Genomic DNA, 18,449 nt, shown 5'->3' with positions numbered 1-18,449 from the left:
CGTCAGCCCTTTTCTCTTGTCTTAGCTTTTAATGTTTCTAGGACCTTCTTTTCCTAGGCCCTAGGATCTTTCACTTAAATCTTCGGGGTGGTGGTTGTCACACCTGAATTTTGAGCACGGTGTCTTAGCAAGTGGTCCATCAACACAATAGCGACCATGGCTTCCGCGATGGGTACAGCACGAATACCAACACATGGATCGTGACGACCACGAGTCACCACATCCACGGTTTCACCGTCAACGTTAATGGTTTCGCCCGGCACGGTAATGCTTGAAGTTGGCTTCAGCGCCATGTGCGCGACAATTTCTTGTCCTGATGAAATACCACCAAGAACACCACCTGCATGGTTGGTTTTAAAGCCTTCAGGCGTGAGTTCATCACGGTGCTGGCTACCACGCTGGTTGATAACATCAAACCCATCGCCCACTTCCACACCTTTCACGGCATTAATGCCCATCAACGCGTAAGCAATATCAGCATCAAGACGATCAAACACAGGTTCGCCCAAGCCAACAGGGACATTGTTTGCCACAACCGTCAGCTTAGCGCCAATAGAGTCGCCTTCTTTTTTCAGTTGGCGGATCAATTCATCCAGCGCTTCCAGCTTGTTAACATCTGGGCAGAAGAATGGGTTTTGCTCAACTTGATCCCAATCGACTTGGTCAATTTTCACATCGCCCATTTGAGATAAGTAACAACGCACTTCAATGCCGTATTCTTGCTTAAGGTATTTCTTCGCGATTGCGCCAGCGGCAACGCGCATGGCGGTTTCACGCGCTGAAGAACGACCACCACCACGATAATCACGGATGCCGTATTTTTGGTGGTAAGTATAATCTGCATGACCCGGGCGGAAGCGATCTGAAATTTTCGAGTAATCTTGCGAGCGCTGATCGGTGTTTTCAATCAGCAAACCGATAGAAGTACCTGTGGTTTTGCCTTCAAATACGCCTGACAAAAACTTCACTTCGTCGGCTTCACGACGCTGAGTGGTGTATTTTGATGTGCCTGGACGACGACGGTCCAAGTCAACTTGTAGATCAGCTTCAGAAATTTCGAGACCTGGTGGGCAACCGTCAACGATACACCCTAGTGCCAATCCATGACTTTCACCGAAGGTGGTGACTCGAAAAATTTGACCAATAGAATTGCCTGCCATTACTTCCTCTGTCTTTTTTCTGGCTGCCTTTTTTCAAGGCTTCACTGCATGCTTGTTAATGAAACATAACCAAGCGTGAGAAGCAAAAGCTTTTTGCAGCCCCTACAAGCAACACACTGTAGAACGGGGCTCATTTCAATAAACACGACAAAACATACAATGTGAGAACGAAAAAAGGCTGAAACAGATGTTTTCAGCCTTTTAATAGGTACAACGGTACCGCTTTGAGTGATTAATCTTTGTAGATAGAAAACTCGTCTGCAACACTCATGAGATCTTGATAAGTCATCATGAAAACACCATGACCACCGTTTTCAAACTCAAGCCAAGTCAGCGGAAGCTCAGGGTACTGCTCGTCCACGTGTACCATTGAATTACCCACTTCACAGATCAACACACCCTGCTCGGTCAAGTAGTTAGGCGCATTAGCAATAATGCGGCGCATCAGTTTCAAACCATCAGAACCAGCCGCCAGCCCTAACTCGGGTTCATGACGGAACTCTTCTGGCAGGCTGTCCATGTCTTCTTCATCCACATACGGTGGGTTAGAGACAATCAGGTCATATTTGTCCTGTGGCAGATCGCGGAACAAATCCGAACGGATCGGGAACACTTGCTGTTCCATGCCGTGATCTTGCACATTGATTTCAGCCACTGCGAGTGCATCCGTCGAAATATCGACCAAATCCACCTCAGCATCAGGAAACGCGTAAGCACAGGCGATACCAATACAGCCGCTACCCGTACACAAATCCATGATTCGTGTTGGTTCAACATCTAGCATTGGGCTAAAACGGTTTTGGATCAGCTCACCAATCGGTGAACGTGGCACCAGCACACGTTCATCAACAAAGAACTCTAAGCCACAGAAATACGCTTTGTTGGTTAGGTAAGACACAGGCGTGCGATCGTTAATGCGGCGAATAACACGCTCAACAATACGATGACGCTCACTGGTTGTCAGGCGGGAGTGACGTGTATCTGCCGGTACATCCAAAGGCAAATACAAGGTTGGCAACACTAACTGTACTGCTTCATCCCATGCATTATCCGTTCCGTGACCGTAAAACAAGCCGGCTGCATTAAAGCGGCTTACCGTCCAACGTAGCATGTCCTGTAGCGTACGTAGTTCGTTGACAACTTCATCAACAATAATTTTATCCAAAATGGCCTCCACTAGCCTGATTCACTCCAACGCATCGCATTCATCGCTGTTAGTTGGGCAATTCCAAATTCGACAACGAGACATTGCATCTATTTTGGGTACAATGCGCCTATCGGCATTTGGAATTGACTTATGAGTAAGAAAACCCCGATCTCAGACGATGACTTTTCATTGTTCCGCGATGCGGTGAAAGGCGTTAAAAAACTGCAGCAGGATACCATAAACCCGCCAAGACGCCAGACAGTGGAACAAACGAGGAAAAAGCGGACTGAATCGACCGCACGCGACCACAGTTTCTATTTTTCAGACGAGTTTGAACCCTTGCTGAAAGAAGATGGCCCAACGCAATATGCGCGCACCGGTGTGTCAAAATACGAAGTGAAGCGCCTGCGTCGCGGCGTTTACGTGCCGGATATGTTTCTGGACCTTCACGGAATGACGCAGTTGGAAGCCAAACGTGAGCTGGGCGCACTAATCGCAGAGTGCATTAAAGAAAACGTAAGCTGTGCTTGTGTCATGCATGGCATTGGCAAGCACATACTAAAACAGAAAACCCCACTGTGGCTTGCGCAGCACCCTGACGTGCTCGCGTTTCACCAAGCCCCGCTGGAATTTGGCGGCGCGGGTTCTTTGTTGGTGCTTATAGAAATACCCGAAAAGTAGCGATACCCAAGCCACCTAAAGATGCTTGGGTATTAGGTATCTAGCCAATAGTCTCCGCATACAAAAAAACGCCCTGTTGGGCGTTTATATTGAGATCGAGTCACTGGCCATTGAATATACTGGTAGTTCGTTAATACAAACGATGATACTTACGCGTATCCCATCAGTTGTGCGGGGCTTTTCAACCAAAGCACGTCACTTTTCTCACTAACAGGATCGTATTCGATACAAGATACTGCAGATGTTGGGAACATTGGCGCTTGGCTATCCGCATCGAATTCAGCAGTGAGGTACCCAACAAGCGGCAAATGAGAAACCAACATAACGCTCGACGGTTTCTCTACGGCAATCAACGCACGCAGGTAAGATGCCACTTGTTCGCTGTCGCCATAAGGGGTAATCCCTTCGTCAGTCAGCACTTTATTCGCCGTTGGCATCACGGTTTGACATGCCGTCCACGTTTGTTGGGCGCGCAAGTACGGACTCACAAGCACCAAATCGAGATTCCCATCTGGCAATTCTTGCGATAACCAACGTGCCATTTCAACAGACTGTTGCTCGCCACGTTCATTCAACGGTCTTTCTTCGTCGCTGGCGGCAAATGTCTGTGCCTCGCCGTGGCGCATAATATAAATTCGCATATCACTACTGCTGATTTCTTAAATTCCAGATAATGCTACCAGTCAATCGTTGATTCTGGAACGATAAAGCGCACAGATGTTTGCCTCAATTTGCTTAGGTAGTCATAATTAAGACCTTGCCACTACCAGTGAAGGTGCTTTGTGCAAATAAGTCCTAATGATCACCGCGGCTATCGACTGATTACACTCGATAACAGTTTACGAGTTTTGCTGATCGAAGACGCGCATGCACCCCGCAGTGCCGCCGCACTCACTGTGAACGTGGGCCATTTCTGTGACCCCGCTGATCGTGAAGGGTTAGCCCATTTTCTTGAGCACATGCTGTTTCTGGGCACTGAGGAATATCCCAAGGTTGGCGAGTTTCAGTCCTTCACTAGTCGTCATGGCGGCAGCAACAATGCGTGGACAGGCACTGAAAACACTACTTATTTCTTTGATATTCAACACGATTATTTTGAAGAAGCATTAGATCGGTTTGGCCAATTCTTTTCAGCGCCATTGTTTAACGCAGAGGCGGTCGATAAAGAGCGTAATGCGGTGGATTCAGAATATCGTCTGAAACTACAAGATGACGTTCGTCGCATCTATCAAGTGCAGAAAGAGACCATTAACCCTGACCACCCTTTCTCTAAATTTTCAGTCGGCAGTACAGACACTCTGGCGGATCGAGAAGGCAGTTCTATCCGTGATGAACTGATTGCCTTTTATAAGAGCCATTACAGTGCCAACCTCATGGCTGCATCAATCACAGGCCCATTCACACTCGATTCTCTCGAGATGCTGGCGCATGATACTTTCGAGCAAGTCCCGAATCTCGATTTACCGCCAATGATCCCTGATGTGCCGTTCGTTGACACTGCTCAAGAGCAGCAGTTTATTACCATCGAGCCATTAAAAGATGTTCGCAAACTTACGCTCGCCTTCTCCATGCCTGCGACTGACCAACACTATCGCATTAAGCCTTTGTCTTATATTGCCAACTTGCTTGGCTACGAGGGCACTGGCAGTGTGATGTCGTTGCTGAAAAAGAAAGGTCTCATTAATAACCTTTCTGCGGGCGGCGGGATCAGCGGTTCCAATTTTCGTGAATTCACCATCAGCGTCAGCTTGACCGAAGTGGGTCTTGAGCACATCGATGACATTGTCGCCTACTTGTTTCAAGCGATTCGCCTTGTGCGTGAACAAGGTCTTGATGAATGGCGTTATAAAGAAAAACGCGCCGTACAAGAGAAAGCCTTTCGCTATCAAGAACCTTCTCGCCCTCTCGACACCGTAAGCCATATGGTACTGAACGTTCAGCACTATGAAGCGGACGATGTTCTTTATGGTGACTACGTGATGGCGGGATATGACGAAGCATTGATCCGCGAAATGCTGAGTTATTTAACACCCGCACACATGCGTTTAACCTTGATAGCCAAGGGCGGCGAATACGACAAGCAAGCCAAGTGGTATGACACCCCGTATCGAGTTATTCCATTTACCGCGTCGCAACGAGAAAAATGGGACGTTAAGGAAATCTCTCCCGAACTGGCCCTTCCCGGCGAGAATCCATTTATCAGTTACGAGCTCGACCCTGCACAGTTGGCATCGCCAACGACAATTTTGCCGGAGAAAATCCAAGAGCTACCCGGCTTTAGCCTCTGGCATCTGCAAGACACGGATTTTCGCGTACCAAAAGGCGTGGTCTACATCGCTATTGATAGCCCTCATGCCGTTGAGTCTGTTGAGAACATTGTCAAAACACGCGTGAGCGTGGAGATGCTACTCGAAGCCATTAATGAAGCCGCCTATCCAGCGGAAGTCGCGGGGCTCAGTTATAACCTTTACGCACACCAAGGCGGTGTGACGCTAAAACTTAGCGGCTTCAATGAAAAACTCCCGATTTTGCTCGATCTGGTATTGGACAAATTTGCCAATCGCGATTTTGACCCTGAGCGCTTTAACATTATAAAAACTCAGCTCTTACGCAGCTGGAAAAACGCCACCCAAAACAAACCCATCAGCCGTTTGTACAACGCGATGACAGGCATTTTGCAGCCCAACAATCCGCCGTATGAGGCTTTAATTGATGTACTCGAGCCTTTGACAGTAGAAAGCCTTCCTGAATTTGTTCATCGAGTGATGTCCGAATTGCATGTTGAAATGTTTGTGTATGGTAATTGGCAGAAACATCAAACGCTTGAATTGGCAGAGAAAGTCAAAGATGCCCTTCGGGTTCATAACCAGCGCTATCAAGAATCAATACGGCCATTGGTCTTATTAGAAAATGCAGGGAATGCCTCTTACCACTTGGACTGCAACAACCAAGATTCAGCTGTACTGGTGTATTACCAAAGCCACGGAACAACCGCTAATGACGCGGCTTTGTTTACGTTTGCTAATCACCTAATGTCCGCCACTTTCTTCAATGAATTGCGCACAAAGCAGCAACTGGGTTACATGGTTGGTTCAGGGAATATGCCGCTCAACCGCCACCCTGGGCTCGTTTTTTATGTGCAATCCCCACTTGCAGGCCCAACCAAACTGATTGAAGCGATTGACGATTTTTTGAATGCGTTTTTCTTGGTGCTGCTAGAGCTTAATGAAGCGCAGTGGAATGCCAGTAAAGAGGGGCTGATGGCTCAGATTGACGAGCCGGATGCCAATTTAAGAGCGCGGGGACAGCGATTCTGGGTCAGTATTGGCAATAAAGATCATGAATTTGCACAGCGTCAGAAAGTCGCTGAGGCAATAAAAGGCATGGCGCGTGCAGATATGGTGAAATTTGTTGTCGAACAGCTAAAACCTCGCACAGCCGACCGGCTGATCATGCACAGCTGCGGTGGTGCGCATCCTGATCAATGCAACCCTGAGAACACCCGAGAGATTGAGTCAATTGACCAGTTTCGACAAGGTCGATTAGAGAAAGGGTAAAAAATCCCCGCCCTTGTTTCAAGGTCGGGGATTGTTATTCAACGGGGTTACTTCATTTCACCCACGTTGGTTGTAGTCACTGAATTCAAAAGAAGTGTTTGTCTTCCGAAGCCATGGCTTTTAGCAATTCACACGGCGCGAATCGCTCGCCATATTTCGCTTCATGCTCTTCAAGCATTTCAACGAGACGCTTGATACCGATATGGTCCATGTAACGGAATGGGCCACCTAAAAACGGCGGGAAACCGATACCGAACACCGCACCAATGTCTCCATCACGCGCAGATTTCACCACACCTTCGTCCAAACAGCGAGCTGCTTCGTTGAGCATCATTAGCACACAGCGCATCGACAGTTCATGGGCTGAAAGCTGACTTTTCAGCTCAACACCTAATAAACCATAAACGCGTTTATCAACTTCTTTTTTCTTGCCGTTGTAAACGAAGAATCCTTTACCACTCTTACGCCCTTTACGGCCGTCTTGCAGCATCACGTCAAATACGTCTGGTGCGCGGAATCGCTCACCAAGCTCATTGAGCAAGATAGGACTGATCTTAGCGCCAATATCAATACCCACTTCGTCGAGCAAAGTTACTGGACCCACAGGGAAACCGAAATCAAGCAGTGCGGTGTCAATATGCTCCACAGACTCGCCTGCCAGCAGATTCATCGCCGCTTCATTCATGTAGGGAGCAAGAATGCGGTTCACATAGAAACCCGCTTTGTCTGCCACCACAATAGGCGTTTTGCCCTGCTTTTTCGCCAGTTTCACCACGGTCGCGACCGCTTTTTCTGACGTACCCGCATGGGGGATAACTTCGACCAAAGGCATCTTATCGACGGGGCTAAAGTAATGCAGACCCACGACATTTTCAGGGCGCTTGGCACCGGCAGCGATTTGATGAATTGGTAGCGATGACGTATTAGTAGCAAACAAAGTTGTGTCGCTGAGTGCCTCTTCAACTTCTGCGATCATCTTATGCTTCAGATCCAAATCTTCGAATACCGCTTCAACCACCACATTGCAACGGTCCATGCCGTTGTAATCTGTGGTGCCGCTGATCCGTGCCATCTGGGATTGCATTTCAGCCTTAGAAATAATGCGGCGCTTACGCTTTTTATCCAGCAACTTAAAGCTGTAATTCATCGCGTTAAGCAAACCATCGTTGCTCACATCTTTGATACGAACAGGAAGATTCGCTTTCGTGGCTGACACGTTTGCGATGCCTGCCCCCATGAGACCACCACCAAGGACGGCAACGCCCGTCACCAGATCAGGTTCTGCGTCTGCGCCTGTTTCTTTTTTCATGGCTGTCGTGGCAAAGAAAATGCTGCGAAGGGATGCCGATTCATCGGTCATCACCAACTCGCCAAAGCGTTTAGCTTCAAGCGCCAGCCCTTTCTCAACACCTTTGTCTAGACCATGCTTTATGACTTCAAGAATGGCTTCAGTGGCTGGGTAGTTACCACGGGTTTTCTCACGCGTTTTTTTACCGGCTTGGTCAAATACGACTGAGCGCCCTAGCGCGTTACCGCCCATCGCCCAGCTTTGCCACGTATTTGTGCGCTTTGGTTTTCCTTTTAGCGCCAGTTCTTCAGCCACGCGAAGCAATACGGAATGCGGCACGACATCGTCAACCACACCCATTTTCTTGGCTTTTTTCGCACGAAGTTGCTTGCCCGTAAGGATCATATCAAGCGCGCCCGCCACGCCAATCAGGCGAGGGAGGCGTTGTGTACCGCCCGAACCTGGCAGCAAACCTAATTGCACTTCAGGCAAACCTAGACGCGTTTTGTCATCGTCAGTCGCAACACGGCTGTGACACGCCAGCGCCAACTCAAGGCCACCGCCCAAACAAGGGCCGTGAATAGCAGCCACCACATGAAACGGCAGCTTTTCGATACGAGAGAACAGTTTTTGCCCCTGCTCTGCGATCGCTTGTGCATCTTCTGCGGTTTCACAGGCATCCAGCATACGAACGTCGGCGCCGGCAACAAAGTTATCTGGCTTGGCGGAATACATCACCAAGCCTTTGATTGCACTGTTGCTTTCCAGCTCGCTCAAAATTGCGCTAATTTCATCAACAAACGTAGCTTGCAATGTGTTCATGGTTTCGCCGGGCACATCGATACTCAGCCAAGCAACGCCGTCTTCGCCATGGCGCAGTGAGAATGCATTTGGGGTCATTGATTCACTCATTATTCGGCCTCCAAGATCATTGCCGCGCCTAAGCCACCCGCAGCACAGGCAGTATTCAAGGCCAAACCACCACCGCGACGACGCAGTTCATTCAATGTTTGGGTGATCATTCGCGCACCTGTTGCAGCAAAAGGATGGCCATAAGCCAAAGAGCCGCCAAGTACGTTGAATTTATCCATATCAATATCGCCAATCGCCTGAGCGCGACCGAGCTTTTGTTGTGCAAACGTTTTGGAGCCAAACATTTTCACGTTCGCCAATGCTTGAGCGGCAAATGCCTCGTGCATATCGATCAAGGTTAGATCCGCCAATGTGATGCCAGCGCGATCAAGCGCCATCGGCGTCGCATAGGACGGCCCCATCAGCATGTCATGTTCAACTTGAATCGCAGCAAACGCGTAAGAGCGTATGTACCCTAACGGCACTAAGCCCAACTCTTTCGCTCGTCCTTCTCGCATCAGCATGACGGCCGCTGCTCCGTCGGTCAGTGGCGTACTGTTAGCAGCAGTGACTGAGCCGTGTTTACGATCAAACGCCGGACGTAACTTAGCGTAGGTCTCTACGCTAGAGTCTTCACGGATATTGTTGTCTTTATCTATCCACGCTCGGTAAGGTTCTGGAAAGGCTGTCATCACCTCATCACGCACTAGGCCATCAGCCCATGCTTTTGCGGCCAAAGTGTGCGAACGATGCGCGAGTGCATCTTGATCTTGACGGCTAATATGGTGGCTCTTCGCCATCTGTTCTGCCGTCTGCCCCATGCTCAAGCCCGTTGAGTACTCAGCAACCGCAGGCGGCACAGGCGCAAGATCTTTAAGCGAAAGTTTGCTTAATAGCTTCAAACGTTTGCTGAGCGTTTTTGCCTTGCTGAGTGCGAGCAAGGTTGCTGCCATTTTCTTCGATACGCCGATAGGAAGAACGGAAGAAGAATCCGCTCCACCCGCGATACCAATATCGACAGTGCCAGACATGATGCTTTCGGTGACATTCACCACAGACTGGAAGCTGGTGGCACAAGCGCGGCTGACGCTGTAGGCATCAGTATGAATATTCATACCCGTACCGAGTACGATTTCACGCGCAATGTTGGGGGCTTCTGGCATTTGCACGACTTGACCAAATACAAGCTGGTCAATCAACTTGGGATCGATCGCAGTGCGATTTAGCATTTCGCTAACAACCATTTTGCCAAGATCGACGGCAGGCACATCAGCATATGCGGTAGATTGTCGTGCAAACGGGGTACGAAGACCCGCCACAACAGCGATACGTTCTCCCTGACGTGTTGTCAGGTTCTGGGGAGAGTTCATTGCCGCTCCTTGCTAGCATTAGAGGTCAGACCAGAAGAGTGTAACCAATTTGTTATCAGATTAAAACGGGCGTTTAATTAAATCCGCGTGACAAATATAGACAGGGACGACAATTTTGCGAGAAAAGTGACGTCTCAACCGCGAAAACCCTCTCTTGTCCTAGCCCCGACATGTGCCATTCACGAAAAAGGGATACGATTAAAACAGACTTATTCAGAAAATAAAGCAAAAAAAACCACACCTAATCAGGTGTGGCAACGTATGTGGAAAGCAATCACGTATGAAAATCAATTAACGTAAAGCCAATTGCAAATCAGGTCTAAGACCTGAGGAGAAAGTAAAGTCAGCCTTCAAAAAGGAAGTTTGTCATCTTGCTCAACACAGTCACACGCAGCCAAGGTTCGGTAAACCAACGAAACCTACAACGTGCTCCCAGATGACAGTGCCTACTATACTCATTGAAAGCAGGCTCTTTTTGAAGCAGATCAATTTTATGTTTGATTCTTCATCAACTCTGATTTGAACAACGGATTAAAGACAAGACTCGTCCACTATGCGCAACGATACCCATACAAGCATTATGGAGATTATTGACTTAATGCTGAGATATGAAGAACCTTGAGTTTTTCAAAATCACTGAAGACAAAGTAGCGAGGTAACATGTGTATCTACACGTAAAACAGAGACTTTCAGGGAAAGCGAAATGGTTTTGAAAATTTTCGGAAATAAATCGTCAACATCCAAGGTCTCTATTGATATGGAAAAACAAAGACGATATGAAGCGCTCGTGAGAGCTTGGCACAGAGATCTATACCGTTACGCATATTGGTTGACGAAAGACCAACATGTAGCAGAAGATCTTGTTCAGGAGACTTGTCTTCGTGCTTGGCGATCGCTCGATAGCCTTCAAGATGATAACGCTGCGAAAGCATGGCTAATTACCATACTTCGCCGAGAGAATGCGCGCCGATTTGAGCGAAAGCAGCTCGAATTGGTTGATATTGATGACCATCAAGTGCCAGATAATACCCAGCCCAGTGAAGAGGCATCGGTAGAGCAACAGTGGCTTCATAAACAGATTATGCGCTTGTCACCCGAGTACCGTGAACCTCTTGTTTTACAGGTCATGGCTGGGTTTAGTGGCGAAGAAATCGCAGAGATCATGGATCTCAACAAAAATACGGTAATGACACGTTTGTTCAGAGCGAGAAACCAATTGAAAGAGTTCATGGACAGTCAAAACGATACGCAACGAGGAGCGCAGAATGGACGAGCTTGAATTTCGTCGCCGCCTTCTGGCCGATCCTCAAGATCAAGACCCTGAAGTATCGGCGGCAAAAGCTGACTCACCCGCCAACCAAAAATTGGCAACAGAGCTAGAAAATTTGGATGCGCTGATTGATCAAGCGCTACGCGTTGATGTGCCTGACGACTTGGTTGATAAGGTGCTATTTAAGCAAAGCAGCGATGTGATCAGAGAGAATCGTAAGCCTAAGTTCCATCTGGCCATTGCCGCCTCCATCGCGTTTGTATTTGGTGTCATGCTAGGTCAATTCAATTGGCAAACACTCCCAATTTCACCAATACAACAGAACTTGGGGCAGATTGCGCTGCAGCATTATTACAATGAAGCTCCCTTTGCCTTAGCAGCCAATGAAGGGGCAAGCATTCAGCAAGTCAACGCAAAACTGTCTCCATTGGGAAAAAGCTTCAGTGGAAGTTTGCCTGGCACGGTGTCGTACCTAAATCACTGTAGTTTTAACAGCAAACACGCTGTACATATGGTTTTGAAAGACGAAAATGGCGATGATTTCACTGTCTTTGTGGTTCCTCAGCAAACACCAGAAATGGAAACGTACAGTGATGGCAACATGGAGGCGATTTCGCTACCTACCAATAACAGCAGCGTCATTGTTGTCGGTAAAGAGGGTGCCGATATTATGCCCATTGCAGAACAATTGAAGCTGCATTTGAATCAAAAAGCCTAAACACACACTCTATTACATTTAAAAAGGGAGCTTTAAGCTCCCTTTTTGTTTTCCATAAAGAACAACAACCTGCACGCATATGCAACCGTTAAAGAACAATGTCCTGTAACTGGTCAGATTTCCAAATAACAACCTACGCAATAGAATCCGCGCAGCTTATTTAAAAAGCCCAAAATCATAAAACTATTATAAATTTCATTGGATTATTTACACCATGAATAAGAAGCGTCTGTTTATCCGTTCAGCAGTGGCAATTGCTGTAGCGGCAAGTTCTACTTCAGCTCTCGCGGCTGGTTTCCAGCTAAATGCTCAATCTGCAACTGGTATAGGTCGTGCATTCGCCGGTGATGCAGTTATCGCCGATAACGCCTCTGTTATGGCACGTAACCCTGCTGCGATGGCTTTGTTTGATGAGAAAGCATTCTCAATCGGTTTTGAAAGCATCACCACAATGATCGATGTGAAAGATGCAGAATATTGCGGTACCGCATGTGAGTGGTTCGGCGCACCTAGCACCTCAGTAGCAGACACCGACGACGTCGGCGGCACCTCCATTGCACCAAATGTTCACTTTATTATGCCGCTGAACGAAAAATTTGCTGTGGGTATCAATGCATACTCAAACTTCGGCACTAAAACCGAGTTTGGCGATGATTACGTAGCGTCTGAATTTGGTGGTTTGACTGATGTTATGAGCTTCAACCTTGGCCTTGCAGGTTCTTACCGCGTGAATGACCAGTGGAGCTTTGGTGCAGGTCTGGATCTGATTTACGGTCAAGGCACCATGAAGCGCACCGCGAGCAACAAAGTTGGAATCGTTGGCGGTAAAGACCTTCTAAATGTTGATGGCGCAACGGGCACTGCTATTGGCTTCAACGTAGGTACCGTATACGAACTGGACGAAAACAATCGTTTCGGCTTCTCGTACCGTTATAGCCCAGAGTTTGAAGCCGAAGATGACAAAGGTCAGACAATTACGCTACCTTTGCCTGATATTGCAGAATTCTCTGGCTTCCACAAAATCGAAGACACCAAGTTCGCTGTTCACTACAGTGTTCAATACATCGGCTGGGGCGCATTCGACCAAATAAGCTTTAACAACCTGCAAGATTCCGTACTGACTGGCGAATACAACAAGCAGTATGAATGGCAAGATGGCTGGCACTACAGCATCGGTGGTACCTACTACCTGAACAATGACTGGACGCTGCGCGCAGGTTACATGTACGACACCAGTGCACAAGATCAGCGTACGTCAATTTCTGTACCTGATTCAGACCGCCAGTGGTTGTCAGCAGGCCTGACCTACCATCTAGACCAGAAGTCATCGATCGATTTCGGCTTTACTTACCTAATGGGCAAAGAAGTTTCTGTATCTGAAACTACGCCAAACCCATTGGGAGGCCAAGATCTGTCTTCTGTCACCGCAACGACTCAAGCAAATGCAATCCTAATGGGTCTGCAGTACAGCCGAAGCTTCTAAGTCAACTGAGTTTGAAAAATTGAAAGGGGAGCTATCGCTCCCCTTTTTGTTCGCTGATATTTGTCGCTTCCCCTTACAACCTGCAGATTTTAGCGATTTTTCAGCGTACACCAGTACGCTATACCAACCATTTCACTATACACGTGTTCGCCCAAACTCAGCGTACATGTGTTCCAAACCAGTAAATAAGTAGATAATATATCCACCAAATAAATATTTAACGATATTTACATCCAAAACTATCTTGTTCAACGCATCAAAATTGCATATGAAATTTTGGTCAGTACCCTATACCGACCTTCAAAAACAAGAAATACATAATGAACAAGAACAAAATTCTACCGTTGGCGATCGCCGCCGCGCTTGGCTCTCTCTCTTCAACCTCTGTTATGGCTGCTGGTTTTCAGCTTGCAGAATACTCTGCAACAGGCCTAGGCCGCGCTTACGCAGGCGAAGCTGCAATGGCAGACAATGCCGCAGCACAGTTCCGTAACCCAGCAATGCTAACGTATTTGGAAGGCACTCAAGTGTCTACTGGTCTTATCTATGTAGATCCAAATGTAGATGTTGACGGAACCACGACTCAAACCAATCCATTTACCCAGCAATCGACTTCTACCGCAACATCATCAAAAGATTTTGCTGATGCTGCGTTTATTCCGAACTTCTATGCATCACACCAAGTAAATGACCAAGTGTTCCTTGGTCTGGCGCTAAGCTCTAACTTTGGCATGCACACTAAACTGGATGATGGCTTCAAAGGCACCCAGTTTGGTAATGAAGCTTCTGTGATGACCATGGAAATTAACCCTAACATTGCGTACCGCATTAACGATCAGTTCTCTATTGGCGGTGGTGTGCGTTATGTCATGGGTGAAGGCAGTATTGGCGCTAAGAGCTCAGCCGATGTATTGGGTGGACTGATTCCATCGGGTACTACATTGAAATATATGGAGGGTGACGACACTTCTTGGGGCTGGCAGGCAGGTGCAGCTTGGCAGATCAATCCAGACAACCGTGTCGGTTTTAACTACCGTTCAGAAGTGGATTTACGCCTTGAAGGTCACGCTACTGGGTTTGCATTCGGCACAGTAACCAAACAACTGGCTGGCAGCATGGGCTTAACCCTTCCGGCAACTGCTGAATTGGCAAGCTTCCATCAACTAACCAATAAAGTTGCAGTACACGCGAGCGTAAACTGGACAGATTGGAGCACATTTGAAAAATTAGAAGCGAATATTCCGTCTCTATCTGAGCCAACTCAGATCGTAAAACAAGAGAACTGGAAAGATAACTATCGCTTCGCAGTCGGTGCCACCTACGAGCTTAACGACAAAACCCAACTGCGTTCAGGTGTCGCTTATGACACGTCAGCCGTCGATGATGCAAACCGTACTATCACGATTCCAGAAACTGACCGTCTATGGCTAAGCCTAGGTGCAGGCTATGCATGGTCAAAAGATCTGACGTTAGATGCAGGCTTCACTTACATCTTCGCAAAAGAAGCCGATGTTGTTGAACCTCGTCCAGGTATCGAGTCTGATGCAGCTGGTGCGTTATTCGGCGGCACATTTAAAGGCCAAACAACGGGCAGCGTATGGCTTGCTGGTGTACAGGCAACATACCGCTTCTAATTCGCATTGAACGGCAGCGAATTCACATTCCCTGTCGTTCTAACGAAAAATGGCCACTCAATGAGTGGCCATTTTTCTATCCCAATCTAATTGGTATCAATAATCATCTATTTCGTCTAACAAATCTTCATCGAAATATTCGTCATCAGGCTCAGGCTCTTCAATAGCTCGACCACCTCTTGCCTTGAAGTCTTTATGCTGTAGGTACGCATCACGGGCAAACACATACGGATCTGGCGAGTTTTCTAGTAAAGGCTCTTGCGGCACAACGGCTGCTCGACTTTCCATCCCATCAAGCGCCCACTTAATGATTGACTGCGGTAACGTCAACAAAGACAGTGGCGGATAAAGATCATCAACTAAATCACCAGCGCCTTCACGCAGCGTGATTGGCCCATAAACAGGCACCATGAAGTATGGGCCTTGACCAATATCGTAATAGCCCATCGCGTCGCCAAACTGACGATCATCTAGCTTTTGAATGTTCGCTGCAGAGGCAAGGTCAATGATGCCGCCCAGACCAAACACGGTATTAAGCCAAAAGCGATTGAAGTGTGTTAATGCCGCTTCACCTTCTAGCATGACGAGACTGTTTACCATGCTCGCAGGCTCTTCAAGGTTGTTGATAAAGTTAGAGAGACCCGTTCTTGCAAAGCTTGGCACATAATTGACGTACGCCAGAGACACTGGACGCGCAATGTATGGGTCAAGATAGTCGTAGTTGATTGACCACATGACGCGGTTGAATCCTTCAAAAGGATCATTTGGGTGCGAAACATCAAACTCGGCGTTTGTTTCCGCATCGGCAGTGGCATCATCCGGTGACTGAGCACAACCACTCAATCCAACAATTACGCCAACCGCTAATATCAGACGTTTCCACATTGTTTTTATCTGTCCTAAAAAAGAGGCTGGTTATTTACCAGCCGTATCCGTTTTTCACAAGTATACCCGAGTGAACTCAAAATGCATGTTTGCATACATGCAGTACGCTGAGTTGGCTCGGGTTTGACACCGTTAGTTCTGTTGGTTGATGACGATTTGAGAGGATTCGCCCAGCGCAAATGGCTGGCTCTGACCATACCAATCGCCATCTTTGGTCATCACATTACCATCACTATCAATGCGCGCTTTCACTAACACATCTGGCAAAGAAGACATCAAACGTTCTGGAATCATACTGTCCGCGTCAGTGAGCTCTACATTCACTGGAAAGTTAGTGAGTGGTAAACGCTTTGCCGCCACAGGCATTGGCGCGCCATCAGCAGAGTGAACAGATACAATCAGTACGCCTTCGTTAGGTACACCGACTTCGTCACCCAACGAAATAGTCACAGACACACTTTGACCATTTCCAGCACCTGCTTGCGCCTCAGCACGTTCGATACTGCGATCCAACATCATGGCACGAGGGTCGTTTGCAGGTAGCAGTTGCTTCATGGTTGACCACGCGGCAATTGCTTCATCAAAGGCACCACGTTCAAACGCTTCAAACGCGAGCAAAGACAAGGCCTGAAGGTTGCCATGATCAACCTTAACCACTTCACGAAGCATATCGCGAGCTTTGTTAACGTTGGTTTCATCACCGCTAAGCATGAGCGACTGCGCATAACCCAGCTTCACGTCACTGTCTTCAGGCATCAATCGATAGGCTCGGCTCATAGCACCTTCGGCGGTTTGAATATCGCGATTCGCTAAACCGATACGTCCTAGCAATAACCAGCCCATCGCATCGTCAGGGGTTTGGGATAGCTTGGTGCGTAACGCCAATGTCAGATCCGCCATTTCCTGATCCGTCATTGGCTCTTGGCTGTCAGACATCAGTCGGCTTGATAACTCTGGCAGTTTGGCGGCGGTTTCTTGCCAATGAACCACTTTCTGCTGGTTACCCGTTGTTAAATAGAGCGCGTAACTCAATATCACTAGAATCAATACACCCGGTAAAAGCATCCAAGGTGCGACTGTGCTTTGAGTTTGCACTTGGTTTTTTTCAGGTACGTCATCTAACAGAGACTGTTGAAGTTCAACAGCTAACTCACCTTGGTTGTCCACCAAGCCTTCATCAACTTCCTCATTCAACTCATCCATGCGGTCACGGAAAAATGCTTTATTTAGCTCGTCGCGACTGGCCGCTTCATCTTGATCTTTCCCACGATAAATTGGCACAACAAAGATCGCTACAGAGACAAGTACCATTAAGGCTGTGATCAGCCAGAACCACAATTCGGTCATCCGTTTGTATCCTTGTTATTTTTATTGGCGGACGGTTTACCTGCCGCATCATCACCTAACAGTGCGGCAAGACGCGCTTGTTCATCGCCATCCAGTTGAGCTTGCGCAGCTTTTGATTTCGGTTTGCGACTACGCATAATCAATACCGTAAAACCAATCAGCACGCACAGGACAGGGCCTGCCCACAAGATTAATGTCGACGCCGTCAGTGGTGGATTGTAGGTCACAAAGTTGCCGTAACGGGCCACCATGTATTCGACAATCTCATCTTCATTTTTGCCTTGCTTTAGCATCTCGTAGACCTTCAATCGAAGGTCTTGAGCCAAGCCTGCGTTGGAATCGGCGATGTTATTGTTTTGACACTTAGGGCAACGAAGCTCTTTCCCCAGTTGGTGAAAAGCGGCCTCTTGTGCTGGGTCATCAAACTCATAGACCTCAATAGCAGCTGAAACCGAAAACACCACGCTGCTCGCCAATACAAGTGCCAACCAAAAGCGCTTGATCATCCTTTTGCCTCCGCCAGCATCTGCTCATACATTGGCCCAAGCTTGTCTTGCCAATTCTGCGAATTCACATCGCCGACATGGCGGTAACGAATCACACCGTTAGCATCAATAAGGAAAGTCTCTGGCGCACCATATACTCCCAAATCAAGGCCTAGCATACCGTTACCATCAAACAAGCTGACCAAGTAAGGGTTGCCCAATTGGTTTAACCAGCCAATTGCTTTTACCCGATCATCTTTGTAGTTAAGACCAATGATTTTCACGCCATTTGCCGCCAACTCATTAAGGTAAGTATGCTCGGCATAACACGTTGGACACCAGGTTGCCCAGACGTTGAGCAACAGCGGTTGGCCTTTGAAAATATCTTGGTCATACAGCTTGCCCGCTTGAGTCAGATCTTCGAGACGAAACTCAGGAACGGGCTTACCTACCAGCACAGACTCCAACTTCGTTGGATCATCGCCGTCTGCATTTTTGCCAAGTTGGACGAAAAACACTGCCACCAACACCATGAACAGTACCAGCGGAATAAAGAGTAAAGGACGTTTCAT

General features: G+C 47.8%; 15 protein-coding genes. 6 read left to right on the top strand and 9 right to left on the bottom strand.

The genetic code is table 11. The features are described 5' to 3' along the window. Nucleotides 1-74: 74 nt before the first annotated feature. Nucleotides 75-1,160 carry a chorismate synthase gene (gene aroC / locus Q365_RS0118970; protein ID WP_028024823.1) on the bottom strand — a complete coding sequence of 362 codons (1,086 nt, stop codon included), beginning with the start codon at nucleotides 1,158-1,160 and terminating at the stop codon, nucleotides 75-77. A 232-nt stretch (nucleotides 1,161-1,392) separates the two neighbouring features. Next, nucleotides 1,393-2,325, bottom strand: coding sequence for a 50S ribosomal protein L3 N(5)-glutamine methyltransferase (gene prmB, locus Q365_RS0118965; protein ID WP_028024822.1), 933 nt, complete (start codon nucleotides 2,323-2,325; stop codon nucleotides 1,393-1,395). Nucleotides 2,326-2,457: 132 nt separating this feature from the next. Between prmB and smrB the strand changes: the two genes are divergently transcribed. After that, entirely contained in the window at nucleotides 2,458-2,988 is a 531-nt protein-coding gene (gene smrB, locus Q365_RS0118960) for an endonuclease SmrB (RefSeq protein ID WP_028024821.1), read from the top strand. A 149-nt stretch (nucleotides 2,989-3,137) separates the two neighbouring features. Here smrB and sixA read toward each other — a convergent pair whose 3' ends face one another. After that, nucleotides 3,138-3,629, bottom strand: coding sequence for a phosphohistidine phosphatase SixA (gene sixA / locus Q365_RS0118955; protein WP_028024820.1), 492 nt, complete (start codon nucleotides 3,627-3,629; stop codon nucleotides 3,138-3,140). A 141-nt stretch (nucleotides 3,630-3,770) separates the two neighbouring features. Between sixA and Q365_RS0118950 the strand changes: the two genes are divergently transcribed. Beyond that, nucleotides 3,771-6,545 carry an insulinase family protein gene (locus tag Q365_RS0118950; RefSeq protein ID WP_028024819.1) on the top strand — a complete coding sequence of 925 codons (2,775 nt, stop codon included), beginning with the start codon at nucleotides 3,771-3,773 and terminating at the stop codon, nucleotides 6,543-6,545. 85 nt (nucleotides 6,546-6,630) lie between these two features. Here the strand turns inward: Q365_RS0118950 and fadJ are convergent, their stop codons facing one another. After that, on the bottom strand, nucleotides 6,631-8,745 hold the full coding sequence (gene fadJ, locus Q365_RS0118945; RefSeq protein ID WP_028024818.1) for a fatty acid oxidation complex subunit alpha FadJ: 2,115 nt from the start codon (nucleotides 8,743-8,745) through the stop codon (nucleotides 6,631-6,633). Next, a complete protein-coding gene (gene fadI, locus Q365_RS0118940) occupies nucleotides 8,745-10,055 on the bottom strand; it encodes an acetyl-CoA C-acyltransferase FadI (RefSeq protein ID WP_028024817.1) in 1,311 nt (436 codons plus the stop codon). Before fadI ends, fadJ begins: the two co-directional genes overlap by 1 nt. A gap of 703 nt (nucleotides 10,056-10,758) precedes the next feature. Here fadI and Q365_RS0118935 point away from each other — a divergent pair. The 4 genes from Q365_RS0118935 to Q365_RS0118920 all read left to right on the top strand — a co-directional run bounded on the left by Q365_RS0118935 (nucleotide 10,759) and on the right by Q365_RS0118920 (nucleotide 15,160). Continuing rightward, nucleotides 10,759-11,334 carry a sigma-70 family RNA polymerase sigma factor gene (locus Q365_RS0118935; RefSeq protein ID WP_028024816.1) on the top strand — a complete coding sequence of 192 codons (576 nt, stop codon included), beginning with the start codon at nucleotides 10,759-10,761 and terminating at the stop codon, nucleotides 11,332-11,334. Then, nucleotides 11,321-12,043, top strand: coding sequence for a DUF3379 family protein (locus Q365_RS0118930; protein WP_028024815.1), 723 nt, complete (start codon nucleotides 11,321-11,323; stop codon nucleotides 12,041-12,043). The genes Q365_RS0118935 and Q365_RS0118930 overlap by 14 nt, the downstream gene beginning before the upstream one ends. Before the next feature lie 214 nt (nucleotides 12,044-12,257). Continuing rightward, nucleotides 12,258-13,526 carry an outer membrane protein transport protein gene (locus tag Q365_RS0118925; protein ID WP_028024814.1) on the top strand — a complete coding sequence of 423 codons (1,269 nt, stop codon included), beginning with the start codon at nucleotides 12,258-12,260 and terminating at the stop codon, nucleotides 13,524-13,526. Between the two features lie 320 nt (nucleotides 13,527-13,846). Next, nucleotides 13,847-15,160 carry an outer membrane protein transport protein gene (locus tag Q365_RS0118920; RefSeq protein WP_028024813.1) on the top strand — a complete coding sequence of 438 codons (1,314 nt, stop codon included), beginning with the start codon at nucleotides 13,847-13,849 and terminating at the stop codon, nucleotides 15,158-15,160. Nucleotides 15,161-15,256: 96 nt separating this feature from the next. Here the strand turns inward: Q365_RS0118920 and Q365_RS0118915 are convergent, their stop codons facing one another. From Q365_RS0118915 to Q365_RS0118900, 4 genes are all read right to left on the bottom strand, one after another. Beyond that, nucleotides 15,257-16,045 carry an MlaA family lipoprotein gene (locus tag Q365_RS0118915; RefSeq protein ID WP_028024812.1) on the bottom strand — a complete coding sequence of 263 codons (789 nt, stop codon included), beginning with the start codon at nucleotides 16,043-16,045 and terminating at the stop codon, nucleotides 15,257-15,259. A 132-nt stretch (nucleotides 16,046-16,177) separates the two neighbouring features. Continuing rightward, nucleotides 16,178-17,392, bottom strand: a complete 1,215-nt coding sequence (ccmI, locus tag Q365_RS0118910; protein WP_028024811.1) for a c-type cytochrome biogenesis protein CcmI — start codon at nucleotides 17,390-17,392, stop codon at nucleotides 16,178-16,180. Beyond that, nucleotides 17,389-17,895 (bottom strand): cytochrome c-type biogenesis protein, encoded by a 507-nt coding sequence (locus tag Q365_RS0118905; RefSeq protein WP_028024810.1) that lies wholly within the window; start codon nucleotides 17,893-17,895, stop codon nucleotides 17,389-17,391. The genes ccmI and Q365_RS0118905 overlap by 4 nt, the downstream gene beginning before the upstream one ends. Next, nucleotides 17,895-18,449: a DsbE family thiol:disulfide interchange protein gene (locus tag Q365_RS0118900; RefSeq protein WP_028024809.1), complete on the bottom strand. Its 555-nt coding sequence runs from the start codon at nucleotides 18,447-18,449 to the stop codon at nucleotides 17,895-17,897. Before Q365_RS0118900 ends, Q365_RS0118905 begins: the two co-directional genes overlap by 1 nt.

Origin of the sequence: Enterovibrio calviensis DSM 14347 (genome assembly GCF_000621165.1) — a bacterium.
Taxonomy (GTDB): Bacteria; Pseudomonadota; Gammaproteobacteria; order Enterobacterales; family Vibrionaceae; genus Enterovibrio; species Enterovibrio calviensis.
Note: the sequence above shows the minus strand (reverse complement) of the source record. Positions and strands in the feature narration are given on the sequence as shown.